Annotated in this window: 22 protein-coding genes; 13 read left to right on the top strand and 9 right to left on the bottom strand. The window is 74.4% G+C overall.

The genetic code is table 11. The features are described from left to right. Positions 1-67 precede the first annotated feature (67 nt). A complete protein-coding gene (locus tag H7344_RS18835) occupies positions 68-1,198 on the top strand; it encodes an alpha/beta hydrolase (RefSeq protein WP_186347528.1) in 1,131 nt (376 codons plus the stop codon). Between the two features lie 176 nt (positions 1,199-1,374). Here H7344_RS18835 and acs read toward each other — a convergent pair whose 3' ends face one another. The 3 genes from acs to H7344_RS18820 form a co-directional block, all read right to left on the bottom strand. After that, on the bottom strand, positions 1,375-3,360 hold the full coding sequence (gene acs / locus H7344_RS18830) for an acetate--CoA ligase (RefSeq protein WP_186347527.1): 1,986 nt from the start codon (positions 3,358-3,360) through the stop codon (positions 1,375-1,377). A 146-nt stretch (positions 3,361-3,506) separates the two neighbouring features. Then, entirely contained in the window at positions 3,507-5,198 is a 1,692-nt protein-coding gene (locus H7344_RS18825; protein WP_186347526.1) for a sodium:solute symporter family protein, read from the bottom strand. Further along, positions 5,195-5,479: a DUF4212 domain-containing protein gene (locus H7344_RS18820; RefSeq protein WP_186347525.1), complete on the bottom strand. Its 285-nt coding sequence runs from the start codon at positions 5,477-5,479 to the stop codon at positions 5,195-5,197. Before H7344_RS18820 ends, H7344_RS18825 begins: the two co-directional genes overlap by 4 nt. Before the next feature lie 319 nt (positions 5,480-5,798). On the opposite strand from H7344_RS18820, the gene H7344_RS18815 reads away from it, so the two are divergent. The 8 genes from H7344_RS18815 to H7344_RS18780 all read left to right on the top strand — a co-directional run bounded on the left by H7344_RS18815 (position 5,799) and on the right by H7344_RS18780 (position 16,152). Continuing rightward, a complete protein-coding gene (locus H7344_RS18815; RefSeq protein WP_222130878.1) occupies positions 5,799-6,245 on the top strand; it encodes a hypothetical protein in 447 nt (148 codons plus the stop codon). Between the two features lie 164 nt (positions 6,246-6,409). After that, positions 6,410-7,939: an MFS transporter gene (locus tag H7344_RS18810; RefSeq protein ID WP_186347524.1), complete on the top strand. Its 1,530-nt coding sequence runs from the start codon at positions 6,410-6,412 to the stop codon at positions 7,937-7,939. Beyond that, positions 7,940-10,006 carry a molybdopterin oxidoreductase family protein gene (locus H7344_RS18805; RefSeq protein ID WP_268238537.1) on the top strand — a complete coding sequence of 689 codons (2,067 nt, stop codon included), beginning with the start codon at positions 7,940-7,942 and terminating at the stop codon, positions 10,004-10,006. Next, the gene (locus H7344_RS18800; protein WP_186347523.1) at positions 10,003-11,403 is read left to right on the top strand and encodes an FAD-dependent oxidoreductase; all 1,401 of its coding nucleotides are present in this window, start codon (positions 10,003-10,005) and stop codon (positions 11,401-11,403) included. Before H7344_RS18805 ends, H7344_RS18800 begins: the two co-directional genes overlap by 4 nt. Then, positions 11,400-13,931 (top strand): nitrite reductase large subunit NirB, encoded by a 2,532-nt coding sequence (nirB, locus tag H7344_RS18795; RefSeq protein ID WP_186347522.1) that lies wholly within the window; start codon positions 11,400-11,402, stop codon positions 13,929-13,931. The genes H7344_RS18800 and nirB overlap by 4 nt, the downstream gene beginning before the upstream one ends. Then, positions 13,928-14,329 (top strand): nitrite reductase small subunit NirD, encoded by a 402-nt coding sequence (nirD, locus tag H7344_RS18790; protein WP_373286514.1) that lies wholly within the window; start codon positions 13,928-13,930, stop codon positions 14,327-14,329. The genes nirB and nirD overlap by 4 nt, the downstream gene beginning before the upstream one ends. Further along, positions 14,326-15,441, top strand: coding sequence for a uroporphyrinogen-III synthase (locus H7344_RS18785; protein ID WP_186347521.1), 1,116 nt, complete (start codon positions 14,326-14,328; stop codon positions 15,439-15,441). Before nirD ends, H7344_RS18785 begins: the two co-directional genes overlap by 4 nt. A gap of 18 nt (positions 15,442-15,459) precedes the next feature. Beyond that, entirely contained in the window at positions 15,460-16,152 is a 693-nt protein-coding gene (locus H7344_RS18780; RefSeq protein WP_186347520.1) for a sirohydrochlorin chelatase, read from the top strand. Between the two features lie 48 nt (positions 16,153-16,200). Here H7344_RS18780 and H7344_RS18775 read toward each other — a convergent pair whose 3' ends face one another. Genes H7344_RS18775 through H7344_RS18755 form a run of 5 tightly spaced genes read right to left on the bottom strand, consistent with a single transcriptional unit; the run spans position 16,201 to position 20,893 of the window. Beyond that, complete coding sequence (locus tag H7344_RS18775; protein ID WP_308423330.1) at positions 16,201-17,730, bottom strand: sodium/solute symporter; 1,530 nt, start codon at positions 17,728-17,730, stop codon at positions 16,201-16,203. Beyond that, complete coding sequence (locus tag H7344_RS18770) at positions 17,727-18,110, bottom strand: DUF485 domain-containing protein (RefSeq protein WP_186347519.1); 384 nt, start codon at positions 18,108-18,110, stop codon at positions 17,727-17,729. Before H7344_RS18770 ends, H7344_RS18775 begins: the two co-directional genes overlap by 4 nt. After that, on the bottom strand, positions 18,107-18,859 hold the full coding sequence (locus H7344_RS18765; protein ID WP_186347518.1) for a LytR/AlgR family response regulator transcription factor: 753 nt from the start codon (positions 18,857-18,859) through the stop codon (positions 18,107-18,109). The genes H7344_RS18770 and H7344_RS18765 overlap by 4 nt, the downstream gene beginning before the upstream one ends. Next, positions 18,856-19,971, bottom strand: a complete 1,116-nt coding sequence (locus H7344_RS18760; protein WP_186347517.1) for a sensor histidine kinase — start codon at positions 19,969-19,971, stop codon at positions 18,856-18,858. Before H7344_RS18760 ends, H7344_RS18765 begins: the two co-directional genes overlap by 4 nt. A gap of 31 nt (positions 19,972-20,002) precedes the next feature. Continuing rightward, on the bottom strand, positions 20,003-20,893 hold the full coding sequence (locus H7344_RS18755; RefSeq protein WP_186347516.1) for a class I SAM-dependent methyltransferase: 891 nt from the start codon (positions 20,891-20,893) through the stop codon (positions 20,003-20,005). Between the two features lie 35 nt (positions 20,894-20,928). Between H7344_RS18755 and H7344_RS18750 the strand changes: the two genes are divergently transcribed. Next, positions 20,929-21,648: a Fic family protein gene (locus H7344_RS18750; RefSeq protein ID WP_186347515.1), complete on the top strand. Its 720-nt coding sequence runs from the start codon at positions 20,929-20,931 to the stop codon at positions 21,646-21,648. Positions 21,649-22,022: 374 nt separating this feature from the next. On the opposite strand, the gene H7344_RS18745 is transcribed toward H7344_RS18750, so the two are convergent. Beyond that, a complete protein-coding gene (locus H7344_RS18745) occupies positions 22,023-22,820 on the bottom strand; it encodes an HAD family hydrolase (protein ID WP_186347514.1) in 798 nt (265 codons plus the stop codon). Between the two features lie 124 nt (positions 22,821-22,944). Between H7344_RS18745 and ssd the strand changes: the two genes are divergently transcribed. From ssd to H7344_RS18730, 3 genes are all read left to right on the top strand, one after another. Beyond that, positions 22,945-24,018, top strand: a complete 1,074-nt coding sequence (ssd, locus tag H7344_RS18740) for a septum site-determining protein Ssd (protein ID WP_186347513.1) — start codon at positions 22,945-22,947, stop codon at positions 24,016-24,018. Further along, a complete protein-coding gene (locus H7344_RS18735; RefSeq protein ID WP_186347512.1) occupies positions 24,015-25,199 on the top strand; it encodes a TadA family conjugal transfer-associated ATPase in 1,185 nt (394 codons plus the stop codon). Before ssd ends, H7344_RS18735 begins: the two co-directional genes overlap by 4 nt. Beyond that, positions 25,196-25,761: type II secretion system F family protein (locus H7344_RS18730; protein ID WP_186347511.1), on the top strand; the 566-nt coding region annotated here is incomplete at its 3' end. The genes H7344_RS18735 and H7344_RS18730, both read left to right, overlap by 4 nt.

Genomic DNA, 25,761 nt, shown 5'->3' with positions numbered 1-25,761 from the left:
CCCGGCGCACCGGCTCCAGCCTAGAGGGCAGCCGTGACCTCGGTGCCCCCGCCGTCGTTGCGCACACGTGAACGCTCGACCTCGGCCCCCGCGCCGCACCCTCGCCGCCCTGGTCGGCTCCGTCGTGCTCGCGCTGGCCGCGACGGTCGCCGCCGCCGGTGGCACCGCCGCGGTGGCCGACTCCGGGGACGACGTCCACGTCGAGAAGACGACGACCGAGACCGGCGCGTCCGGGTCGTCGTGGCAGTCCTTCCTCGACCTGATGCTCGTGCCGTCGATGCCGACGAGCTACCAGCCCGCCGACGAGTCCCCGGGGAAGGACGGACCGAGGGCCTGCCCGCCCTCGCGCTGCCGCGACTTCCGGGTGCCGGTCCCCTCGGACGTGAAGGTCACCAGCAGCATGGTGCGCGTCCTCTTCCCGACCGGCTACAAGGCGAAGAAGAACAAGAAGAAGCGCTACCCGGTCGTCTATGTCTTCAACGGCGCCCGCAGCCCGTACACCCGCTGGAGCGTCGGCACCGAGCTCACCGCGATCACCAAGCCGCTCAAGGCGATCTTCGTGATGCCCGAGGGCGGCATCGGCGACGAGGCCGGGATGTTCAGCGACTGGAAGGACGGCTCCTGGCAGTGGGAGACCTTCCACACCGAGATCCTCACCCGCTGGGTGGATCGGAAGTTCCGCACGACCGGCAAGCGCGCCGCGGTCGGCGCCTCGATGGGCGGCCTCGGGGCCCTGATCTACCCCGCCCGGCACCCCGGCCTCTACCAGGCGGCGTTCACGCTCTCCGGCGCCGTCGACACCAACCTGATGGTCGCCAACATCCTGCCGCCGGAGATCGCCAAGGCGATCGGCGTCAGCCCGCCGAACCTGCTGCGCGTCTGGGGCAACCCGGTGCTCGAGCGGGCCACGTGGGACGCGCACAACCCGGTGTCGCTCGCCCCGAAGCTGAAGGGCGTCGAGCTGTTCGTCGCCGCCGGCACCGGCTCGCTGAGCACCGTCAGCGAGACCACCGACCCCCTGCACACCGGCTACACCGAGCAGCTGATGTGGACCGGTCACCGCTCGTTCCTCGCCGCGCTCACCCAGGCCGGCGTGCCCTACTCGGCCTGGGTCCGCCAGGGCGGCGTGCACAACTGGCCGTGGTTCGACGCCCCGGTGCGGTGGGGGCTGCCGAAGGTCGTCGCCGCGCTGCGCTGAGCCGGGTACGTCGTACGCGGAACCCGGCGCGCGGGCCCGGTCGCCGCGTGGCCGGTCGGGGAGTCGGGGTAGTAACGGACGAAAATGACCGTCGGCGGGGTAGTCACGGACGAACCTGTCCGTTACTACCCCGCCGACCGGTCCTGGGGCGAGGGCGAGGGCGAGCGGGCGACCCGTCAGTCGTCGCCGCCCTTGCCGGAGGTGAGCTTCCCGGAGATCAGGTCCATGACCGTGGAGTCGGCCAGCGTGGTGACGTCGCCGACCTCGCGGTGCTCGGCCACGTCGCGCAGCAGGCGACGCATGATCTTGCCCGAACGGGTCTTGGGCAGCTCGGGGACCACCATGACCTGGCGCGGCTTGGCGATCGCGCCGATCTCCTTGCGCACGTGGTTGCGCAGCTCCTCGACGATGTCGTCGCCGCCGTCGCCGGCCTCGTCGCGCAGGATGACGAAGGCGCAGACCGCCTGGCCGGTGTCCTCGTCCTTGGCGCCCACGACCGCGGCCTCGGCGACCTTCGGGTGGGAGACGAGCGCGGACTCGATCTCGGTGGTGGAGAGCCGGTGGCCGGAGACGTTCATGACGTCGTCGACGCGGCCGAGGACCCACAGGTCGCCGTCGGTGTCCTTCTTGGCGCCGTCGCCGGCGAAGTACCAGCCCTGGTCGGCGTAGCGCGACCAGTAGGTGTCCTTGAACCGCTGGTCGTCGCCCCAGATCGTGCGGAGCATCGAGGGCCACGGCTCGGTGAGCACGAGGTAGCCGCCGGAGCCGTTCGGGACCGACTCGCCCTCCTCGGTGACGACGTCGGCGGAGACGCCTGGGATGGGGATCATCGCCGAGCCGGGCTTGCCTGCGGTGACACCGGGCAGCGGGCTGATCATGATCGCGCCGGTCTCGGTCTGCCACCACGTGTCGACGACCGGGGTGCGGTCGCCGCCGATGACCTCGCGGTACCAGACGTAGGCCTCCGGGTTGATCGGCTCACCGACCGACCCGAGCACGCGCAGCGACGACAGGTCGCGGGCGTCGGGGATCTCCCGGCCCTGCTTCATGAACGAGCGGATCGCGGTGGGCGCGGTGTAGAAGATCGTGACGCAGTACTCCTCGATGACCTGCCACCAGCGGCCCTTCTCCGGGGAGTCGGGCGTGCCCTCGTAGAGCACCTGGGTGGCGCCGTTCGCGAGGGGGCCGTAGACGATGTAGGAGTGGCCGGTCACCCAGCCGATGTCGGCGGTGCACCAGTAGACGTCGGTCTCCGGCTTGAGGTCGAAGACCGCCCAGTGCGTGTAGGCGCAGCCGGTGAGGTATCCGCCGGTGGTGTGCAGGATGCCCTTGGGCTTGCCGGTGGTGCCGGAGGTGTACATGACGTAGAGCGGGTGCTCGGAGTCGAAGGCCCGCCACTGGTGCTCGGTCGGGGCCTTCGCGACGCTGTCGTGCCACCACACGTCCACGGAGTCGTCCCAGTCGACCTCCTGGCCGGTGCGCTTGACGACGAGCACCTTCTCGACCGTGTGCCCGTCGCGCTCGGCGGCCTTGGCGCGGGCCTCGTCGACGGCGGGCTTCAGTGCCGACGGAGCGCCGCGGCGGTAGCCGCCGTCGGCGGTGACGACGACCTTCGCCTGGCAGTCGACGACCCGCGAGGCGAGCGCGTCGGAGGAGAAGCCGCCGAAGACGACCGTGTGCGGGGCGCCGATCCGTGCGCAGGCGAGCATCGTGACGATCGCCTCGGGGATCATCGGCATGTAGATCGCGACCCGGTCACCGGCGCCGACACCGAGGTCGGTCAGCGCGTTGGCGGCCTGGCTGACCTCCGCCTGCAGCTCGGCGTAGGTGATGGAGCGCTTGTCGTCGACCGGCTCGCCGACCCAGTGGATCGCGACCTTGTCGCCGTTGCCGGCCTCGACGTGCCGGTCGACGCAGTTGTACGCCGCGTTCAGCTCGCCGCCGACGTACCACTTGGCGAACGGGGGGTTGCTCCAGTCGAGCACCTGGTCCCACTTCTTGCTCCACGTCAGGCGCTCGGCCTGCTCGGCCCAGAAGCCCTCCCGGTCCTCGGCGGCCCGGGCGTAGGCCTCCTCCTTCAGGTTGGCGGCCGCGGCGAGCTCGGCGGGCGGCTCGAACCGACGGTCCTCCTTGAGGAGGTTGGACAGGGTCTCTTCGCTCACGATCGCTCCCTCATCGCTGGGCCGCGACGCAGGGCCGCGGCGGGGGCCGGGGCGTCCCGGCGGGGTGGCGGTTGCCGACTGCGGACCAGCCTAGGGCCCTGTGGTGCGGGTCACCACAGGGCCCGTCGGCCGGGTCCTGCGAGCTCCTAGGTGAGCTCCTCGCCGTGCGCGTGCTTGGCGACCAGGTCCGTGCGACCCGGGAACCGGATCTCCTCGACCAGCTCCTGCATGAGCGGGCTCGGCTTGCGGGTGAACTGCGAGACGGTGATCGTCACCGCGAAGTTGATCAGCATGCCGATGGTGCCGAAGCCGGTCTCCGGGATGTTCCAGATGCCCGCGCTGTTGCCCCAGATGTCGACGGTCCAGATCATGTAGGCCATCGTCACCGTGAGGCCGGTGAGCATCCCGGCGGTCGCGCCGGCGGCCGTGCACTTCTTCCAGAAGATCCCGAGCACCAGGATCGGGAAGAAGCTCGCACAGGCCAGGCCGAAGGCCAGCGCCACCACCTGCGCCACGAATCCCGGCGGGTTGATGCCGAGGTAGCCGGCGACCAGGATCGCGCCGCCCATGGCGATCCGGCCGACGAGCAGCTGCCGGGCCTCCGTGGCTCCCGGGTTGATCCGCTTGTAGTAGACGTCGTTGGCCACAGAGGAGGAGATCACCAGCAGCAGCCCGGACGCGGTGGAGAGCGCGGCCGCGAGGGCGCCCGCGGCGACCAGGCCGACGATCGGTGCCGGCAGGCCGCCGATCTCCGGTGCGGCGAGCACCATGATGTCGTTGTTGATGACCACCTCGCTGGTGAAGTCGATGACCCCGTTGCCGTTGGCGTCGGCGACGGCGCCGCCGTCGGCGCCGGTGATCAGCCCGACGTCGGCCCAGGTGTTGAACCAGCCCGGCACGTCGGCGAGCGCGGTGCCGTCGAGGTCCTGGATCACACGGAGCTTGCTGAAGGCCGCGATCGACGGGGCGGTCGTGTAGAGCAGCGAGATGAAGAACAGCGCCCACAGGGCGGAGTAGCGCGCCGCCCGCACGCTCTTGGCGGTGTAGAACCGCACGATCACGTGCGGCAGGCCGGCGGTGCCGAACATCAGTGCCGCGGTGATGAGCACCATGTTCATCATCGAGGTCTGGGTGAAGGCCTCGGTGTACGCCGCGATGCCCAGGTCCTGCTGGAGGCCGTCGAGCTCGGCCAGGATCTGGCCGAAGCCGATCTGGGGCACGGGGATGTCGCTCAGCTCGGCCGAGATCGCCACCGCGGGGATCAGGTAGGCGACGATCAGCACGCTGTACTGGGCCACCTGGGTCCAGGTGATGCCCTTCATCCCGCCGAGCACGGCGTAGAAGAAGACGATCGCCATGCCGATGACGACACCGGTGGTCGTGCCGACGTTGAGGAAGCGCTGGAAGACCAGGCCGACGCCCGCCATCTGCCCCGCGACGTACACGAACGAGACGACGATGGCGCAGACGACGGCGACCAGGCGGGCGCTCTCGGAGTACCGGTCGCCGACGAAGTCGGGGATCGTGTACTTGCCGAACTTGCGCAGGTACGGCGCCAGCAGCAGCGCCAGCAGCACGTAGCCGCCGGTCCAGCCCATCAGGTAGACCGACCCGGCGTAGCCGTTGCCGGCCAGCGCGATGATGCCGGCCATCGAGATGAACGACGCGGCGCTCATCCAGTCCGCGGCGATCGCCGCGCCGTTGGCCGAGGCCGGGATGCCGCCACCGGCGACGTAGAAGCCGGAGGTGTTGCTGACCCGGCTCGCGTAGGCGATGTAGATGTAGATGCCGAAGGTGATGACGACGAAGACGAGGGTCCAGGTCTGGATGTCGCTCACGAGTGGTGCACCTCCTCCTCGTACCCGTCGATGTCGACGCCGTGCTTGGCGTCGAGCTTGTCCATGCGCCACACGTAGATGGCGATGAGCACGACGAAGGTGATGATCGAGCCCTGCTGGGCGAACCAGAAGCCGAGCGGGAACCCGGCCACGACGATCTCGTTGAGCGGCTCGACGAAGACGATGCCGGCGCCGAACGACACGAGCGCCCAGATCGTCAGCAACGCGGCCATCAACCGCAGGTTGGAGCGCCAGTACTCCCGGCGCGCTGCTTCGTCCATCAGTCATCCTCCACGGGACGGGTGGGTGGGCACGGACGCCGGCACCCGGAGCCGGCGATGACGGCGAGGCAAGCAACCGGCCGACCTGCAGGTCAAGGCATCGATGTGACTCAGGTCACCCGCTGCGGCCAGCGGCGCGGATCGGTCGCCCAGCGGTCGCCCGGCGGGCCGTCGGCGGGCTCCGGCCCCGGTGACCGGCACGCGGACGACCGCTCGTCGTGCTCCGCCGACCGCTCGTCGTGCCGACGGCCCCGGCGAGTGGTCGGAGCCGCCGCCCGGACCGTGGCGTGACGCCGGTCACGGTGCCTACAGTCCTCGCATGGCTGCCTCCCGTGACCTCGCCCCGGCCGCGTCCGTCGCCGGCGCTCCGGCCCGCCGCGGCCGGACGCGCCGCCCCGCGGACCCGGCCCGGCGACGTCTCGCCCTGGCCGTCGGCATGGTCGTCCTGGGCTCGTTCCTGCCGTGGGTCTACACCTCGCTCGGCTCCCTCTCCGGCGTCCGCGGCGCCGGCCTGTGGACCTTCTACGCCGCCATGCTCGGCCTGGCCGGGGCCCTGGTGCCGTCCCGTCGGGTGGCCGCGGTGCAGGGGGCGCTGATGGCGGTGCCGGCCCTGGTGCTGCCGGTCTGGCAGGTCCTGCACGTGCTGGGCCTGGTCGGCACCGGCGGCTGGCTGCCCGGCCCGGGCCTGCTCATGGTCTTCGCTGGAGGCGTCGTGGCCGCCGGCGCGTCGCGTGCCCTCTGGCGCGGGGCGCCCGTCCCCGCCTGAGCGCGGCCCGGTCGCGAGGTCGGGTGGGGCCGGATGAGGTCGTGTGAGGTCGTGAGGCCTGTGAGGCCGTGAGGACAAGTTGACCGTGCGGGAACCCTCGCGCGCGCCGCAGCGAAATCTGCGGTTCCGACGATGGTCTGGACGTCCCCTCCCGAGGAGCCTCCATGACCGTCACCTCGAGCGACCGCTCCACCCCGACCACCGGCCAGGACCTCGCGCCGACCCCCGGCCCTGCCGACCGGAGCCGACGCACCGGCCGGTGGATCGACGACTGGCGGCCTGAGGACGCGGCGTTCTGGGAGACGACCGGGCGCGCGGTGGCCCGCCGCAACCTGGCGTGGTCGATCTTCGCCGAGCACCTAGGGTTCTCGGTCTGGCTGATCTGGAGCGTCAGCTCGGCGTTCCTGGTCTCGTTGGGCTTCGACTTCAGCGCCCAGCAGCTGTTCCTCCTGGTGGCGCTGCCGAACCTCGTCGGCTCGCTGCTGCGGCTGCCGTACACGTTCGCGGTGCCGCGCTTCGGCGGCCGCAACTGGACGATGGTGAGCGCGGCGCTGCTGCTGGTGCCGACGCTGCTGTTCGCGTACGCCGTGCAGCAGCCGGCGACGCCGTACTGGGTCTTCTGCCTCATCGCCGCGACGGCCGGTCTCGGCGGCGGCAACTTCGCCTCCTCGATGGCGAACATCAACTTCTTCTACCCCGCCGCGAAGAAGGGCGCCGCCCTCGGGCTGAACGCCGCCGGCGGCAACCTCGGCGTCGCGCTGATCCAGCTCCTGCTGCCGGTCATCATCGGCGGCGCAGGCATCTTCGGGCTGGTGCAGGCCTCCGACGGCGGGGTCCACCTCGAGCGGGCGGCCTGGGTCTACGCCGGGCTGGCGGTCGTCGCGACGTTCGCCGCCTGGCGCTGGATGGACAACCTCGGTACCGCCGTCTCCCGGCCGCGCGAGCAGCTGCGGGTGGTGCGGCACCGCCAGACCTGGGTGATGGCGTTCCTCTACGTCGGGACGTTCGGCTCGTTCATCGGCTATTCCGCCGCGATGCCGCTGCTCATCAAGCTGAACTTCTGGGTGCCCGACCCGGCCCCGCTCGGCACCGGCATCTACTTCGCCTACTACGCCTTCCTCGGCGCGCTCGTCGGCTCCGCGACCCGGCCGCTCGGCGGCTGGCTGGCCGACCGGGTGGGCGGCGCGAAGGTCACCCTCGGCGCCTTCGCCGCGATGATCCTCGCCACGCTCGCCGTGCTGTGGACGCTCACCCAGCTCACGCCGAACCCGGCCCAGGATCCCGCGATCGCCACCGACAACCGCTCGTGGTTCCCCTGGTTCCTCGGCTTCTTCCTCTGCGTCTTCGCGGCGACCGGCATCGGCAACGGGTCGACGTACAAGATGATCCCCGCCATCTGGCGCACCGAGGCCGAGCGCACCACGACCCCGGGCACGCCGCAGCGGATTGCTGCCCTCGACACCGCGACCAAGCAGGCCTCGGCCGCGATCGGCGTCATCGGCGCGGTCGGCGCGGTCGGCGGCTTCCTCATCCCGCTCGCCTTCAGCTCGCCGTGGGTCGAGGACCCGATGGCGGCCACCAAGGGCGCGTTCACTGTCTTCACCGCGTTCTACGTCGTCTGCGCCGCCGTCGTGTACGCCGTGTTCCTCCGCCGCCGGGCCGGTGCGGGCAGCCTGGCGCGGGCGGGGATCTGAGTGCCCCCGACCTCGACCACCGGCACCCGCACGCACTGCCCCTACTGCAGCCTCCAGTGCGGGATGACCCTGGAGCGGGTCGGCCGCGCGCTGGAGGTGCGGCCGTGGCCGGAGTTCCCCGTCAACGAGGGAGCGCTGTGCCGCAAGGGCTGGACCGCGACCGGTCTGCGCGGCCACCGCGAGCGGCTGACCACGCCTCTGGTGCGCGACCGTGCGACCGGCGCGCTCCGGGCGGCCGGCTGGGACGAGGCGCTCGACATGGTCGCCGACCGGCTCCGTGCCGTGCAGGACGCGCACGGCCGCGACGCGGTCGCCGTCTTCGGCGGCGGCGGGCTGACCAACGAGAAGGCCTACCAGCTCGGCAAGCTCGCCCGGGTCGCGCTCGGCACCAGCCAGGTCGACTACAACGGCCGGTGGTGCATGAGCTCGGCCGCGTCCGCCGGCAACCAGGCCTTCGGCATCGACCGCGGCCTGCCGTTCCCGCTGGCCGACGTCGAGCAGGCGGACGTCGTCGTGCTGGTCGGCTCGAACCTCGCCGAGACCATGCCCCCGGCGGCGCGCCACCTCGACCGGCTCCGCGAGCGCGGCGGCCGGGTGGTCGTCGTCGACCCGCGGCGCACGCCGACCGCGGACCGCGCCGACGTGTTCGTCCAGCCGGTCCCGGGCACAGACCTGCCGATCGCGCTGGGGCTGCTGCACCTGCTCGACGCGGCCGGCGCCGTCGACGAGGAGTACGTCGCCACGCGCACGACCGGCTTCGACACGGTCCGCCGGTCGGTGGCCGCGTGGTGGCCGGAGCGGGTCGAGCGGGTCAGCGGGGTGCCGGCCGCACAGCTGCGGAAGCTGGCCGACCTGCTCGCCGGCTCGGAGCGGGTGATGGTGCTGACCGCCCGCGGGGCCGAGCAGCACAGCCAGGGCACCGCGACGGTGCTGGCCTGGATCGACGTGGCGCTCGCGCTCGGGATGCCCGGCAAGGTCGGCGCCGGCTACGGCTGCCTGACCGGCCAGGGCAACGGACAGGGCGGCCGCGAGCACGGGCAGAAGGCCGACCAGCTGCCCGGCTACCGGATGATCGACGACCCGGCGGCGCGGGCGCACGTGGCCGGCGTCTGGGGCGTGGACCCGGACAGCCTGCCGGGCCCCGGCCGGTCGGCGTACGAGCTGCTCGACACGCTCGGCACCGACGACGGCGCCCGGGCGCTGCTCGTGCTGGGCAGCAACATCGTGGTCTCCGCGCCCAACGCCACCTACGTCACCGAGCGGCTCGCCGCGCTCGACCTGCTCGTCGTCGCGGACATCGTCATGTCGGAGACCGCCGCGCTGGCCGACGTCGTGCTGCCGGTGACGCAGTGGGCCGAGGAGACCGGCACGATGACCAACCTCGAGGGCCGGGTGGTGCTGCGTGAGCAGGCCGTCGCCCCGCCCGAGGGGGTCCGCAGCGACCTCGAGGTGATGGCGGGGCTGGCCGAGCGGCTCGGGTCGCCGGTGCCGTTCTCGACCGACCCGGCCGAGGTCTTCACCGAGCTCGGGCGGGCCTCGGCGGGCGGGCGCGCGGACTACGCGGGCATCACCTACGAGCGGATCCGCGCCGAGCACGGGGTGTTCTGGCCGTGCCCCCGTGAGGATCACCCCGGCACGCCGCGGCTCTTCGCGGAATCCTTCGCGACGCCGGACGGCCGTGCGCGGTTCGTGGCGGTCGACCACGTCGGCGCCGCGGAGCAGCCGGACGCGGCGTACCCGCTGCACCTGACGACGGGCCGGGTGCTGGCGCAGTACCAGTCCGGCGCCCAGACCCGCCGCGTGCGCGACCTGCCCGACGACGGGCCGTTCGTGGAGCTGCACCCGCTGCTCGCCGGGCGGATCGGCGTGCGCGACGGCGAGCCGGTGGTCGTGACGACGCGGCGCGGGGAGCTGAAGGCGCCGGCGCGGGTGGTGGCGACGATCCGCCCCGACACGGTGTTCGTGCCGTTCCACTGGGTCGGCGCGAACCGGCTGACCAACGACGCGCTCGACCCGTCCTCGCGGATGCCGGAGTTCAAGGTGTGCGCGGCGGCGGTGCGCGCATGACCCGCGAGCGGGTGGTCGTCGCCGGCGCCGGGATGGCGGCGGTCCGGCTGGCCGAGCTGCTCGTGGCGGGCGGGCGGCACGACGTCACGCTGCTCGGCGACGAGCCGCACGCGCCGTACAACCGGATCCTGCTCTCGGCCGTGCTCGAGGGCACCCACGACCCGGCGGCGCTGGCGATGCGTCTGCCCGACGGGCTCGACCTCCGGCTCGGCACCCGCGTGGTGGACGTGCACCGGGCCGAGCGCGAGGTGGAGCTGGCCGACCGGAGCCGGGTGCCCTACGACCGGCTGGTCCTGGCGACGGGCAGCATCCCCACGTTGCCGCCGATCCGCGGGCTCGTCCGCGTCGACGGCCGGCTCGACGAGCGGGTGCACGCCTTCCGCAGCCTCGAGGACTGCCGCCGGCTCGACGCCGCGGTGCCCGGCGCCCGCCGCGCGGTCGTGGTCGGCGGCGGCCTGCTCGGCCTGCAGGTCGCTCGCGCGCTGGCCGTCCGCGGCCTGGCCACCGAGGTGGTCGAGGGCGGCGAGCACCTGCTGCGCAGCCAGGTCGGCCCGGCCGCCGGGTCCGTGCTCGCGCGCGGGCTGCGCCGGCTCGGCACGAACGTCTACACCGGGGCGCGGGCGGTCCGGCTGACCCCCACCGGCCCCACCTGCAGGCTGACCCTGGACAACGGGCACGCGCTCGAGGACCTCGACCTGGTCGTGCTGACCGCGGGTGGCCGGCCGTCGACGTCGCTCGCCCGCCGGGCCGGCCTCGAGGTGCGCCGCGGGGTCGTCGTCGACGAGCACCTGCGCACCAGCGACGAGCGGGTGCACGCGATCGGCGACTGCGCCCAGCGCGGCGATCGGACGACCGGGTTCGTGCCGCCGGCGTGGGAGCAGGCCGGCGTGCTGGCCCGGCACCTGCGCGGCGAGGACGCGACGTACGACGGGTCGCGCGTCGTCGCCCGGCTGCGCGCCACCGACCTCGACGTCGCCGTGCTCGGCGACCCGGCCACCGCCGAGGGCGAGGTCGTCGAGGTGACCAACCCGGTCGTCGGCTCGCACCGGCGGCTCGTGGTCCGCGACGGCCGGATCGTGGCCGGGACCCTCGTCGGCGACCTCTCGCGGGTCGGCCTGATCACCCAGCACTACGACCGCGGCACCGTGCTCGGCCCGACCGAGCCCGGCCACCTGCTCATGCCCGACCGCGTCACCGCGGCCGAGCCGGTCGTGCTCCCCGACGACGCCGAGGTGTGCTCCTGCGCCGGCGTCAGCGCCGGCGCCGTCCGCGCCTGCGCGTCCCTCGACGACGTCCGGGCCACCACCCGGGCCACCACCGGCTGCGGCGGCTGCTCCGACGCGGTCCGGCAGCTGCTCAGCACCCGCACCACCCAGCTGGAAGGAACCCCCCGATGAGCCCCCACCTGCGCAGGACCCTCGTGGTCGTCGGCCACGGCATGGTCGGCCACCGCTTCGTCCAGGCCGCGATCGAGCGCGGTCTGACCGAGACCCACGACGTCGTGGTGGTCGGCGAGGAGCCGCGGCCGGCCTACGACCGGGTCGCGCTCACGTCGTTCTTCGAGGTCGGCGCCGAGGCGCTGTCGTTCCTGCCCACCGGGGAGTACGACGACCCGCGGGTGCGGCTGCTGCTCGGCACCACCGTCGAGGAGGTCGACCCGGCAGCCCGCACCCTCCGGCTCTCCGACGGCGGCGAGCTGGCGTACGACGAGCTGGTGCTCGCGACCGGGGCGGCGCCGTTCGTGCCGCCGGTGCCGGGGCACGACCTGCCCGGCTGCTTCGTCTACCGCACGATCGAGGACCTCGAGGCGATCCGCGAGGCCGCGGCCGGCGCCCGGACCGGCGCGGTCGTCGGCGGCGGCCTCCTCGGCCTGGAGGCGGCCAACGCGCTGCACGGGCTCGGGCTGGAGACCCACGTCGTCGAGATGGCGCCACGGCTGATGCCGGTGCAGGTCGACGACGCGGGCGGCGCGACGCTGGCCCGCCACGTGGAGGCGCTGGGGCTGCGGCTGCACACCGGCGTGGCGACGAAGGCCGTGGTCGAGCGGGACGGCCGGGCGGCCGGGCTGGACCTGGGCGACGCCAGTGACGGGCTCAGCGTCGGGGCCGACGTGGTCGTCTTCTCCGCCGGCATCCGGCCCCGTGACGCGCTGGCCCGCGCGGCCGGGCTGGACGTGGCCGAGCGCGGCGGCGTGCTGGTCGACGAGCAGTGCCGCACCTCCGACCCGCACGTGTGGGCGGTGGGGGAGTGCGCGGTGCCGGGCGGCCGGATGTACGGCCTGGTCGCTCCCGGCTACGCCATGGCCGAGGTCGTCGTGGACGCGCTGCTGGGCGGCGCCGGGGCGTTCACGGGCGCCGACATGTCGACCAAGCTGAAGCTGATGGGCGTGGACGTGGCGTCCTTCGGGGACGCGTTCGCGACCACGGACGGGGCGCTGGAGCTGGTGCTGGCCGACGCCGTGGCCGGGGTCTACAAGAAGCTCGTCGTCTCCGAGGACGGTCGCCGCCTGCTCGGCGGGATCCTGGTCGGCGACGCGTCGGCGTACGGCGTGCTCCGCCCGATGGTCAGCTCCGGCATCGAGCTGCCGGACAACCCCGAGGAGCTGATCCTCCCGGCGTCCCGCGGCGGCGGAGCGGAGGTCGCGCTGCCCGACGAGGCGCAGGTCTGCTCGTGCAACGACGTCAGCAAGGCCGACATCGTCGCGGCCGCCGCCTGCGACGGCACCACCCGGGCCGGCGCGACCTGCGGCTCGTGCAAGCCGCTGGTCAAGAGGGTGATCGAGGAGTACTACGCGTCCCAGGGCCGCACCGTCGACCGCAGCCTGTGCGAGCACTTCGCGATGACCCGGCAGGAGCTCTTCGACGCGGTCGCCGTCCACGGGCACACGTCGTTCGACGAGGTCGTCGCCGCGCACGGCACCGGCCGCGGCTGCGACGTCTGCAAGCCGACCGTCGCGTCGGTGCTGGCCTCGCAGCTCGGCCGGCACGTGCTCGGCGGGGGGCGGGCGGTGCTGCAGGACACCAACGACGCCTACCTCGCCAACATCCAGCGCAACGGCACCTACTCCGTCGTCCCGCGCGTCCCCGGCGGGGAGATCACCCCCGACGGGCTCATCGTCATCGGCGAGGTCGCTCGCGACTTCGGGCTCTACACGAAGATCACCGGTGGCCAGCGGATCGACCTCTTCGGCGCCCGGCTCGAGCAGCTGCCCGACATCTGGCGGCGGCTCGTCGACGCCGGATTCGAGTCCGGGCACGCCTACGGCAAGTCGCTGCGCACGGTGAAGTCGTGCGTCGGGTCGACCTGGTGCCGGTACGGCGTGCAGGACTCGGTCCGGATGGCGATCGACCTGGAGCTGCGCTACCGCGGGCTGCGGTCGCCGCACAAGCTCAAGGGCGGCGTCAGCGGCTGCGCGCGCGAGTGCGCCGAGGCGCGGGCCAAGGACTTCGGGATCATCGCCACCGAAAAGGGCTGGAACCTCTACGTCGGCGGCAACGGCGGCGCCACCCCCGCCCACGCGCGGCTGCTCGCCGGCGACCTCGACGACGAGACGCTGGTGCGCTACCTGGACCGGTTCCTCCTCTACTACATCCGCACCGCCGACAGGCTCCAGCGGACCGCGCCGTGGATCGACTCCCTCGACGGCGGGCTCGACCGGGTCCGTGAGGTCGTCGTCGACGACGCGCTCGGCCTCGGCTCGGAGCTCGAGGCGGCGATGGCGCGGCACGTCACCGGCTACCGCGACGAGTGGCGCGACACCTTGGAGGACCCCGACAAGCTCGCCCGGTTCGTGTCGTTCGTCAACGCGCCGGACGTGCCCGACCCGCACATCGGCTTCCGCGCCGAACGCGGCCAGCAGGTGCCGGCCGAGCCCGATGGGCCCGTCGTCCTCGGCTCGGCCATCCCGGTCGGGGTGCCCCGGTGAACGGCGCGGTGGACGGCGCGGTGAGCGCGCCGGCCTCGGCGGCCGACGTGGCGGCGTACACACCGGTCTGCGCGCTCGACCGGCTGCCGCGCGAGGCGGGGGTGTGCGCGCTGGTCGACGGGCACGCGGTCGCGGTGTTCCGGACGCACGACGACGAGGTGTTCGCCCTGGGCAACTACGATCCCTTCTCGCGGGCCTCGGTGCTGGCCCGCGGCATCGTCGGCACGCGCGGGGACGTCCCGTTCGTCGCCTCCCCGATGCACAAGCAGGGCTTCGACCTGCGCACCGGGCAGTGCCTCGACGACGCGGCGGTCCGGGTACCGACGTACGACGTCGCCGTCCGCGACGGGACGGTCCTCGTGGGACCGGCCAGGGAGAGCCCCGGGGAGGGACCGTGACCGAGCCGCTCCCGCTGCGCGGCTTCCGCGTCGGTGTCACCGCCGCGCGCAAGGTGGAGGAGCAGGTCGCGCTGCTGGAGCGGCGCGGGGCCGAGGTCGTGTGGGCGCCGGCGCTCTCGCTCGAGCCGAACCAGGTCGACGACGCCTCCCTGCGCGCCGCCACCGAGGAGGTGCTGGCGCGTCCGGTCGACATGTTCCTGGCGACGACCGGGATCGGGATGAAGGCGTGGTTCGAGGCGGCCGACTCGTGGGGCCTGGGCGACGCGCTGGTCGCCGCGCTGGAGCGGGCGGAGATCCTCGCGCGCGGCCCGAAGTCCGTCGGTGCGCTGCGGCGCCGTGGCCTGCGCGAGCTGTGGGCGCCGGAGTCGGAGTGCTTCGAGGACGTGCTCGAGCACCTGCGCGGCCGCCCGCTCGAGGGGCTGCGGATCGTGGTCCAGGAGCACGGCCAGTCGCTGTCGATGGTCGCCCATGCGCTGCGGCGACAGGGTGCCGACGTCACCGTCGTGACCGTCTACCGCGTCGAGTCCGCCGAGGACCTCGACCCGCTCTTCCGGATGATCGACCTGGTCGCCGACCGCGCGCTCGACGCGGTCACCTTCACCTCCGCGCCCGCCGTCGCCGCGCTCATGGACGCCGCCGGGCCCACCGGTCGGCGCGACGACGTGGTCGCGGCGTTCCAGGCCGACGTGGTCGCGTCCTGCGTCGGACCGGTCACCGCCGCCGCCTTCGAGCTGTGGGGCGTGCCCACCATCCACCCCGAGCGCAACCGGCTCGTGGCGATGGTCAAGCAGCTCGAGACCGAGCTGCCCTCGCGCAGCGCCGGCGTCAGCCTCGAGGTCGCCGGCCACACGCTGCTGCTGCACGGCGACGAGGTGCTGCTCGACGGGGCGCCGGTGCGGCTCTCGCCGGCGCCGTTCGCGGTGCTGCAGGCGCTGCTGGTCAACCCCGGCACCGTCGTCTCTCGGCGCGAGCTGCTCGCCGCGCTGCCCGGCGGCACCGCCGGCTCCGAGCACGCCGTCGAGATGGCCGTCGCCCGGCTGCGGGCCGCGCTCGGCACCCGCGTGGTGCAGACGGTGGTCAAGCGGGGCTACCGGCTCGCGGTGTCCTCGTGAGCCGATCGTGACCGGGCCATGACGGTGCTGGTCACCGTCGCTCACGGGACCCGGACCGCCGCCGGGAACGAGGTCGCCCGCGAGGTGACCGCGCTGGCCGCCGCCCGGCTCGGCCTGGCCGGCGTGGCGGCGTACGTCGAGCTGGCGGAGCCGCTGCTCTCCGACGTCGCGGCCGCGGCGGCTGCTCGGGGTGAGGCGGGCGTCGTGGTGCCGCTGCTGCTCTCGACCGGGATGCACGTGCGCTCGGACCTGCCGGCGATGGTGCGCGGCTCGTCGCTGCGGCTCGGCCGGCAGCTGGGGCCGCACCCGCTGCTCGCGTCGGCCATGGTCTCCCGGTTGGTCGGCGCGGGCGTCGAGCCCGGGTCGCCGGTGGTCATGGTCGCCGCCGGCTCGACCGACCCGCTCGCGGTGCGCGACCTGGAACGCTCCGCCGAGCTGCTCGGCCGCGCCTGGGGCACCCCGGTCCGCTGGGCCACGCTCACCGGTCTCGGGCCGCGCCCGGCCGACGTCGTACGTCGTGGGGACGCGGTCGCGCCGTACCTCCTGGCCACCGGCTTCTTCGACCGCCGCCTGCGCGAGACCTGCCTCGACGCCGGCGCGTCCCTCGTCGCCGACGTCATCGGCCCCCATCCGCTCGTCGTCGACCTGATCGTCTCGAGGGCGTCGGCGTTGAGGGGTGCACGCCGCTGGTCGAGCAGGGAGGCCCGCTAGGGCCGAGGCGTTGGCGAGACCCGGTGAGGGGGCGTAGGGCGGGCCCGGTCAGCCCCGGTCGAGCTCGAGGGTCTCCGGGGCGTGCAGCCGGACCATGAACCGGCTGGCGTGGGCGGGGACCCGGCGCGGGGTGAGCAGGCTGACCACGACCATGGTGGTGAGGGCGAGGGGGATGCTCCAGGCGGCGGGCTGCTCGACCAGCACGCCGGCCCAGCCGTGGTCGGTGGACCACGAGAGCGTGATCGCCGCGGCGGTTCCGGAGCCGAGGCCGCCGACGACCAGCCCGGCCAGCGCGCCGGCGTCGGTCAGCCGCCGCCACCAGATGCCCAGCAGGAGCAGGGGGCAGAAGGTCGAGGCCGCCACGGCGAAGGCAAGGCCGACCGTCCGGGCCACTCCGACGCTGGGGGCGGCCACCGCGACCGCGCAGGGCACGGTCACGGCCAGCACCGCACCGATCCGGAACGCCGTGATGCCGTGCAGCCGGCCCCGGGGTCCGCGCCAGGTCACGTCCTGGCTGAGCACGCCCGCGACCGCGATCGCGAGCCCGGAGGAGGTGGACAGGAACGCCGCGAACGCCCCGGCGGTCACCAGCCCGGTGAGCACGTCGCCGACCGGGCCGTCGAGCATCAGCCGCGGCAGCTCGAGCACCAGGACGTCCGACCGGCCCGACACGGCCAGCTCGGAGGCGTAGACCCGGCCGAGGGCGCCGTACACCGGCGGCAGCAGGTAGAACACCCCGAGCAGCGCCAGCACGACCAGCGTCGTGCGGCGCGCGGCGGCGCCGTCCGGGTTCGTGTAGAAGCGCACCACCACGTGGGGCAGGCCCATGGTGCCGAGGAAGGTCGCCAGGATCAGCGAGTAGGTGAGGTAGAGCCCCTGGCCGCCGCCCTCGCCCAGCGGGGTCGACCAGCCGCCGGCGCCCCACGCCTCGGACGTCGCGGCGCCGGGGGTGCCGTCGCCGACCCAGACGGCCACCAGCACCGCCGCCGGGACCAGGAGGGCGGTCAGCTTGAGCCAGTACTGGAACGCCTGGACGAAGGTGATGCTGCGCATCCCGCCGGAGACGGAGTTGACCAGCACCACCAGGCCCACGATGACCGGCCCGGACCAGGTGGGGGCGCCGACGGCCGAGTGCAGGGTCAGGCCGGCGCCCTGGAACTGCGGCAGCAGGTAGAGCCAGCCGATGCACACGACGAGCAGCGAGCACACCAGCCGCACCGGGCGCGAGCCGAGCCGCGCCTCGGCGAAGTCCGGCAGCGTGTACGCCCCCGAGCGGCGCAGCGGGGCGGCGACCAGGACCAGAAGCACGAGGTAGCCGGCCGTCCACCCGATCGGGTACCAGAGCATGTCCGCGCCGAAGACCAGCACCAGGCCGGCGACGCCGAGGAAGGACGCCGCGGAGAGGTACTCCCCGCCGATCGCGGAGGCGTTGAGCCGCGGCGCCACGCTGCGCGAGGCGACCATGAAGTCGCTGGTGGTCCGGGAGAACCGCAGGCCCCAGGTGCCGATCCCCAGCGTTGCGAGGGCGACCAGCGTCACCGCGACCAGGCCGGGCGCGGACTCCATCGACAGGTTCACGGCCGCTCGGACCCCTCGAGCAGCTCGGCGAAGTGCCGCTCGTTGCGCTCGGCGCGCACGACGTACCACCAGCCGAGGGCGAGCAGGAACGGGTAGACGGCCACGCCGAGCAGGAGCCAGGGCAGCGGTACGCCGAGCAGGTGCACCCCGGCCAGCGCCGGCGCCGCCCAGAAGAGCAGCGGCAGCGCACCGACCCCGAGCGTGAGCGCCCCGAGCACCCACCAGGCCAGCCGCAGCTGCTCGCGCAGCAGCGAGCGCATGTAGACCCCGCCGAGCCGGGTCTCGGCGAGCTCGCCCGCGCGGGCGCGGCTCGCGGAGCGCTGCGGTGGCCGGGTCACCCGGACCCGCTCGGGCCGCGACGGCCGGCGGGGCTCGCTCACGCCGAGCCGCCCCGCCGCAGCAGCAGGTCGCGGAGCTGGCGGGTGTGCCGGCGGCTGACGCCCAGCTCGGTGCGGTGCGGCCCGACCGCGACGGTGCACCGCCCGGAGTCCATCCGCACCTCCTGGACGTGGGCCAGGGAGACCAGCAGCGAGCGGTGGATCCGCACGAACCCGGCAGTGCCCCACTCCTCCTCGAGCGTCGACAGCGGCGTGCGCAGCAGGTGGGAGCCGGCCGCGGTGTGCAGCCGGGCGTAGTCGCCCTGGGCCTCGACGTGGGTGATCTCCGAGCGGCTGACGAAGCGGGTGACCCCGCCGAGCTCGACCGGGACCTGCGCGTCGGTGGGGACCGCGGCGGCGCGCTCGCCGCCGCCCTCGACCACGCGGCGTACCGCCTCGGCCAGGCGGTCGGCACGGACCGGCTTGAGCACGTAGTCGACGGCCTGCACCTCGAAGGCCTCGACCGCGTGCTCCTCGTGGGCGGTGACGAAGACGATCGCGGGCGGCGTGCGGAAGCGGCTGAGCACCTGTGCCAGCTCGAGCCCGGTCAGCCCCGGCATCTGCACGTCGAGGAACACCACGTCGACGTCGGTGTCCTGGAGGATCCGCAGCCCCTCGGTCGCGGAGTCGCTCGTGAGCACCTCCGTGATCCGCGCGTCCTGCTCGAGCAGGTAGCGCAGCTCGTCGAGCGCGGGCCGTTCGTCGTCGATGACGAGGACCTTGCGCCCGGGGACGGCCGCGAGGTGGTTCACGGGTGCACCCCGGGCGCGAACTTCGGCACCCGCACGACGACCTTCGTCCCGGCGCCCGGCGCGGTCTCGACGACCAGCCCGAAGTCCTCGCCGAAGGCGTTGCGCAGCCGGGCGTCGACGTTCCCCAACCCCACCGAGTCGCTCGAGGCGTCGCCGGCGAGCGCTCGCCGCACCTTCTCCGGGTCCTCGCCCACGCCGTCGTCCTCCACCTCGATCACGCACTCCTGGCCGCGGTCCTGTGCGGTGATCCGGATGTGCCCGACACCCTCGGCCGCCTCGAGCCCGTGCCGCACGGCGTTCTCGACCAGGGGCTGGATGCAGAGGAAGGGTACGGCGACCGGGAGCACCTCGGGGGCGATCCCGAGCGTCAGCTGCAGCCGGTCGCCGAAGCGGGCCTGCTCGAGGAGGAGGTACCGCTCGACCGACCGCAGCTCCTCGGCGAGCGTCGTGAAGTCGCCGTGGCGGCGGAAGGAGTAGCGGGTGAAGTCGGCGAACTCCAGCAGCAGGTCGCGGGCGCGGTCGGGGTCGGTGCGCACGAAGCTGGCGATGGCGCCGAGGGAGTTGTAGATGAAGTGCGGGCTGATCTGGGCCCGCAGCGCGCGCACCTCGGCCTCCATCAGCCGGGTGCGCGAGGCGTCGAGCTCGGCGAGCTCCAGCTGGCCCGACACCCACTGGGCGACCTCGTCGTTGGCGCGGGCGAGGCCGGCGGTGGGGTACGGCGTGAACGCCTGCAGCGTGCCGACGACCCGCTCCTCGACGACCAGGGTCGAGACGACCGCGGTCCGCAGCGGGCAGCCGGCCTCCTGGCAGGGCAGGTCACCGCGGTCGAAGCCGCGCGTGCCGCCGCGCTCGAGGGTGGCGGCGACGAGCGCAGGCACCTGCTCCTCGTGGTGCTGCCCGGTCCCGTCCCACGCGAGCAGTCCGGCGGTGTCGGTGATCGCGAGCGCCGGCGTGCCCAGGAGTGCGCGGAGGTGCCGGATGCTGCGCTCCGCGGACCCGGCGGTCAGCCCCTCGCGAAGCGCCGGGCTGGCGAGGCTGGCGGAGTGCAGCGCGCGGAACGTCGCCCGGTCGGCCTCGCTGCCGAGGTGGGTGCGCCGCCAGGGCCGGACCACGTTGTCGCCCCTCGTCCGTCCGCGCCGCCGGTCAGCGGAAGTCGATGAGGAGCATGTCGGTGTCGGTGCCGTCGGAGATGGTGTCCGTCATCGGGTCGCGCTCGCCCTCCGGCTCCTCGTCCTGCCGTCCGGCCGGGCCGGCGCCCTCGCGGACGACGGTGGCGCGGAAGCAGCGGGCGAGGTACGGCAGCTGCATGCCGTCCATGCCGCGGCCGTAGTCGTCGTAGAACGCCACGACCTCGGCCACCTTCGCGGCCCGTTCCGGCTCGTCGAGCAGCGCGACGTTCGACCGGGACCGCACGAGGTCCTGGATCGACTCGCGGTCCACGACCTGCCAGTGCTTGAACGACGCCTCCTCGACGAACCCGAAGTGCGGGGACGTCACCACCGGGCCGGCCGGGTCGTCCTGGTGCTCCTGGGTCCCGATGAGCGCGCCGAGGCGCCGGACCCACGGGATCCGGGTGTCGGTGACGTTCCAGACCAGCGCCAGCCGGCCGCCCGGGCGCAGCACCCGCGCGATCTCCGGCAAGGCCTTCTCGTGGTCGAACCAGTGGAAGCTCTGCGCGGCCACGACCACGTCGACCGAGGCGTCGGGCAACGGGAGGTCCTCGGCCGGCGACTCGCTGACCGGGACGTCGGGCAGGTCGCGCTTGAGCACCGCCAGCAGGGCCGGGTCGGGCTCGGTGGCGTGGACGTCGTGGCCGAGGTCGACCAGGACCTGCGTCAGCTTGCCGGTGCCGGCCCCGACCTCGAGCACCGTGCAGGCGTCGGTGCCGGCCAGCCAGGCCGCCGCCTCGCGGGGGTACGACGGCCGGCCGCGGTCGTAGGCGTCCGCCACGGCGCCGAAGGAGCGCGCGGGACCGGTCGCCGGGCCGTCTGACGCGCCGGGCGACGGGCTGGTCTCGGGGGCCTGGTCTGCCATCGGCCCGAGGCTACCGGCTGCGTACGCTTCTCGCCGTGACCGCCGATCCCCTCGCCTGGCTGGTGTCCCTCGAGGGCGTGCCGTCCGCGTACGCCGCCGTGCGCGACGGCATCGACGTCATGCTCCGCGACCGTGGGCTGCGCAAGACGTCCCCCGAGACGACGGCCGAGTCGCTGCTGCGCGGCGCCCACGCGAGCGCGGTGCTGGAGGGCTCGACGTCGACCCTCGAGCAGGTCCGGGCCGGCGAGGGCGACGCCGTCGCGCAGGACGCGGTGCGCCTCTCCACCGAGCTGCTCGGCCTCTCCCGGCTGCTCGCCCGCGCGCCGCTCCAGGCCTTCGCCCGGCTGCACGCGCTGGCCGCCCGCGGCACGCTCGCCGACGACGAGCTCGGCCGGCCGCGCGACGCCGAGTCCGCCGCGCGGCTGCGCGACATCGCCGCGCTGCTGACCAGCACCACCTCCGCCCCTGCCCTGCTGCTCGCCGCGGTCGTGCACGCCGACCTCGTCTCGGTGGCGGCCTTCCCGTCCCACAACGGGCTCGTCGCCCGCGCGGTCGAGCGCCTCGTGCTCGTCGCCCGCGGGGTCGACGAGAAGTCGCTCGTCGTCCCGGAGGCCGGCCACCTCGCCAACCGCGCGGCGTACGAGTCGAACCTGCGGGGGTACGCCGGCGGCACCCGCAACGGCGTCCACTCCTGGCTGCTCTACGCCCCCGAGGCGTACGCCGCCGGCGCCGACGCCAGCCCGCTCCGCGACTGACCTCCCGGCTGAGGCGAGCCGGCTGGTCGAGGAGGCGCGCCAGCGCCGTCTCGAAGTCTGCCGCGCCGCCGCCGGGCCGCGACCTGTGGACGAACGACCAGCACGACAACCATGCGCACCACATGCAGGTGGCACCCGAATCGCAACCGACTCGAGTGCCACCGCTGACACGTGGATCGTGGCTACCAAGCGTGCATCTCAACTGCTGCCGCGGAAGTCTTCCGAGTGCCAGCGCCCTGAAAAAGGGTGGATCGCCGCGTGGGTACCTCGGTCCCCGTGTACGCCTCTGGAGTTCTGCCTTCTGTTCTACGCCGGTCCGGCGGCCCGATCAACCCTTGACATCGGGCCGTCGAACTGGGCGGGCGTGTCGCGGCTCAGGCCTCGAGCTTGCGACGGCGGGCGTTGGCCCAGAGCACCCCGCCGACCGCGGCGAGCCCGCCGACGGCCAGCGCGGCGAGGGTCGGGCCGGCCGGGGGCAGCGGCACGCGGGCTCGCAGGGCGACCGGCTTGACGAAGACCAGCACCGGCCAGCCATTGGTCGCGGCGACCTTGCGCAGGTCGCGGTCGGGGTTGACGGCGTAGGGGTGGCCGACGGCCTCGAGCATCGGCACGTCGGTGATGGAGTCGCTGTAGGCGTAGCACTCGGCGAGGTCGTAGCCGCGCTCCTCGGCGAGCTGCCGGACCGCGACGGCCTTCTCCTCGGCGTAGGCGTAGTACTCGATCTCGCCGGTGTAGCGGCCCTCGACGATCTCCAGCCGCGTTGCCACGACGTGGTCGGCGCCGAGCATCTCGCCGATCGGCTCGACGACCTCGCTGCCGGAGGTGGAGACGATGACGACGTCGCGGCCGGCGAGGCGGTGCTCCTCGATGAGGGAGACGGCCTCGTCGTAGACGAGCGGGTCGACGACGTGGTGGAGCGTGTCGGCGACGATCTCGCGCACGGTCGCGACGTCCCACCCGCCGACGAGGGAGGAGAGGAACTGCCGCAGCTTCTCCATCTGGTCGTGGTCGGCGCCGCCGACGAGGTAGACGAACTGCGCGTACGCCGAGCGCAGCACCGCCCGCCGCGAGATCAGCCCGCCGGCCTGGAACGGCTTGCTGAACGCGAGCGTGCTCGACTTGGCGATGATCGTCTTGTCGAGGTCGAAGAAGGCCGCGGTCGGGCGGGACATGCCGCCATCGTAGGGCGCCGGGCTCGGCCCCGGAGCCGTCCACAGTGAGTGGTCGAGTGGGGTTGTCCACAACGGCGGGTACGCCGGGCGGGGGTGGTCGGTGCGTCCGGGAACGGTTCCCGCCATGCATCCCTCCCTCCTCGCCACCTCCGACGCCGCCCTCCTCGACGACCTGCGCCGCCTCGCCGCGGCCGCCGGCGTCGACGTGGAGACCACCGCCGACGCACCGGGCGCGCTGCGCCGGTGGACGGGTCCACCGCTGGTGCTGGTCGGCGCGGACCTCGCCGCGGAGCTGGTCTCCCTCGGACCCGCCCGTCGGGCCAGCGTCCACCTGGTGACCTGGGGGCCACCGGGCGAGGCGGCGTACCGGGACGCGGTCGCCGTCGGCGCCGAGTCCGTCCTCGGCCTGCCCGAGGCCGGCCCGCGGGTGACCGAGCTGCTGACCGACGTGGGGGAGGGCGGCTCCGTGCCCGGGGTCGTCGTGGGCACGCTCGGCGGGTCGGGGGGTGCGGGTGCGACGACCTTCGCCTGCGCGCTGGGGCAGGTCGCGGCCCGCTCCGGACGCGCCCTGGTCGTCGACGCCGACCCGCTCGGCCCCGGCGCGGACCGGGTGCTCGGGCTGGACGGGTGCGAGGGCTTCCGCTGGGACGCCCTGGGCCGGACGAGCGGACGGTTGAGCGGGCGTGCCCTGCGCGAGGCGCTGCCGCGGCGCGGCGGGCTCGGGGTGCTGGGCTGGTACGCCGGCTCGACCGAACCGCTGGAGCCGACCGCGGTCCGCGAGGTGCTCTCCGCCGCACGCCGCGGGCACGACACCGTCGTGGTCGACCTGCCCCGCTCGGTCGACGGCCGGCCCGGGTCGGTCGCCGACGAGGTGCTGCCCCGCTGCGACCAGGTGCTCGTCGTGGTGCGCCCCGACGTGGCGGGGGTGTCGTCGGCCGCACGGCTGTGCGCCCGCCTTCCCGACCGCGACCGGGTCGGCCTCGTGGTCCGCGGCCGCGGGGTGGCGCCGGCCGAGGTCGCCGCCGTCTGCGGCGTGCCCGTCGTCGCCACCGTGGCCGACCAGCGCGGCCTCCACGAGTCCATCGACCTCGGCCTCGGGCCGGTGCGGTCGCCGCGCTGCCACCTGGGGCGGGCGGCCGGTGCCGTCCTGGCGCGCCTGGCCGTCACCGGCGCCGGTACTTCCAGGGTCGCGGCGTGAGCCCGCCGGTCGGCACCCCCGAGGTCGGACCCGACCTCGTGGACGCCGTGCGCGAACGGCTGGCGCGCACGCCGGGCGACCTCACCCCGCACCGCGTCGCCGAGGCGCTGCGCGCGGCGGGCCGACCGGTCGGCGACGCCACGGTCCTGGCCGTCCACGACCTGCTCCGCCGCGACGTCCTGGGGGCCGGCCCGCTCGAGCCGCTGCTGCGCCTGCCCGACGTCACCGACGTGCTCGTCAACGGCCCGGACGCCGTGTACGTCGACCGCGGCGACGGCCTCCAGCGCACCGACGTGCGGTTCCCCGACGACGCGGCCGTGCGCCGGCTCGCGCAGCGGCTGGCCGCCCTCGGCGGGCGCCGGCTCGACGACGCCGTGCCGCACGTCGACCTCCGGCTCGCCGACGGCTCCCGCCTGCACGCCGTGCTGGCGCCGGTGGCCCGGCCGGGCACCACGATCTCGTTGCGCGTGCCCCGGGCCCGGACGTTCACGGTGGTCGAGCTGCTCGCGGCGGGGATGCTCACCGCCGAGACGGCCCGGCTGGTCCGGGCCGTCGTCGACGCGCGGCTCGCCTTCCTCGTCACCGGCGGCACCGGCACCGGCAAGACCACGCTGCTCGCCGCGCTCCTCGCGCTCGTCGACGCAGGCGAGCGGCTGCTGGTCGTGGAGGACTCCTCGGAGCTGCGTCCCGACCACCCGCACGTGGTCGGCCTCGAGGCCCGCCCGGCGAACGTCGAGGGCGCCGGCGCGGTCGACCTGCGGACGCTGGTGCGGCAGGCGCTGCGGATGCGGCCCGACCGGATCGTGGTCGGGGAGGTGCGGGGCGGCGAGGTCGTCGACCTGCTCGCGGCGCTCAACACCGGCCACGACGGTGGCTGCGGCACCCTCCACGCGAACTCCGCGGTCGACGTCCCCGCTCGCGTCGAGGCGCTCGCGCTCGCCGGCGGCCTCGACCGGGCCGCCGCCCACAGCCAGCTCGCCTCCGCGCTCGACGTCGTGCTGCACCTGGCGCGGCCGCGCGGCGGGCAGCGGCGGCTGGCGCAGGTGGCGGTGACCACGCGGTCGGCCGACGGCACGGTGGCGCTCGTGCCCGCGGTCGAGGTCGGGCCCGACGGCTCGGTCCGTGCCGGACCGGGGGCCGAGCGGCTCGAGAAGCTCCTCGACCGCCGGAGCGGCACGTGACCGGGCCCGGCGGGGCCGCGGCCCTGCTCGCCGCGACCGCCGCCGGGCTGGCGGTGCTCCTGCTCGTCCCGGCGCGCCCGCACCTCGTCGGGCCGGCCGACCGCTCGGGCGGCTCGGGCAGGGTGGTTCCGCTGGGGGTCGCCGCGCCGGTCGCCGGGGGACTCCTGGTGCTGGGCGCGGGCGCCACCACGACCGTGCTGGTGCTGATCGTGCTGGGCGCCGGGCTCGGGGCCCGGACCCTGCTCGCCGCGCGCCGCCGCCGCTCGGAGGCGCTGGCGACCGGCGACCACGTGCTGGAGACCTGCGAGCAGCTTGCGTCCGAGCTCGCCTCCGGCCAGCCGCCGGCCGCTGCTCTCGACCGGGCGGCCGAGGGCTGGCCACCGCTGCGTCCCGTGGCGGCCGCGCACCGGATGGGCGCGGACGTCCCGGCAGCCCTCCGCGCGGCATCCGACCGGCCGGGGGCGCGCGACCTGCGCCTGGTCGCCGCGGCCTGGCAGGTCGCGGCGCGCACGGGCCAGGGCCTCGCCGACGCGGTCGACCGGGTCGCCGCCGACCTGCGGGC

Origin of the sequence: Nocardioides deserti (assembly GCF_014266025.1) — a bacterium.
GTDB lineage: Bacteria > Actinomycetota > Actinomycetes > Propionibacteriales > Nocardioidaceae > Nocardioides > Nocardioides deserti.
Note: the sequence above shows the minus strand (reverse complement) of the source record. Positions and strands in the feature narration are given on the sequence as shown.

Coding starts and splice junctions, on each gene's coding strand:
- H7344_RS18820 (WP_186347525.1), bottom strand. CDS start 5,479: ATGGACGAAGCAGCGCGCCGGGAGTACTGGCGCTCCAACCTGCGGTTG.
- H7344_RS18815 (WP_222130878.1), top strand. CDS start 5,799: ATGGCTGCCTCCCGTGACCTCGCCCCGGCCGCGTCCGTCGCCGGCGCT.
- H7344_RS18810 (WP_186347524.1), top strand. CDS start 6,410: ATGACCGTCACCTCGAGCGACCGCTCCACCCCGACCACCGGCCAGGAC.
- H7344_RS18800 (WP_186347523.1), top strand. CDS start 10,003: ATGACCCGCGAGCGGGTGGTCGTCGCCGGCGCCGGGATGGCGGCGGTC.
- nirB (WP_186347522.1), top strand. CDS start 11,400: ATGAGCCCCCACCTGCGCAGGACCCTCGTGGTCGTCGGCCACGGCATG.
- H7344_RS18780 (WP_186347520.1), top strand. CDS start 15,460: ATGACGGTGCTGGTCACCGTCGCTCACGGGACCCGGACCGCCGCCGGG.
- H7344_RS18755 (WP_186347516.1), bottom strand. CDS start 20,893: ATGGCAGACCAGGCCCCCGAGACCAGCCCGTCGCCCGGCGCGTCAGAC.
- H7344_RS18745 (WP_186347514.1), bottom strand. CDS start 22,820: ATGTCCCGCCCGACCGCGGCCTTCTTCGACCTCGACAAGACGATCATC.
- ssd (WP_186347513.1), top strand. CDS start 22,945: ATGCATCCCTCCCTCCTCGCCACCTCCGACGCCGCCCTCCTCGACGAC.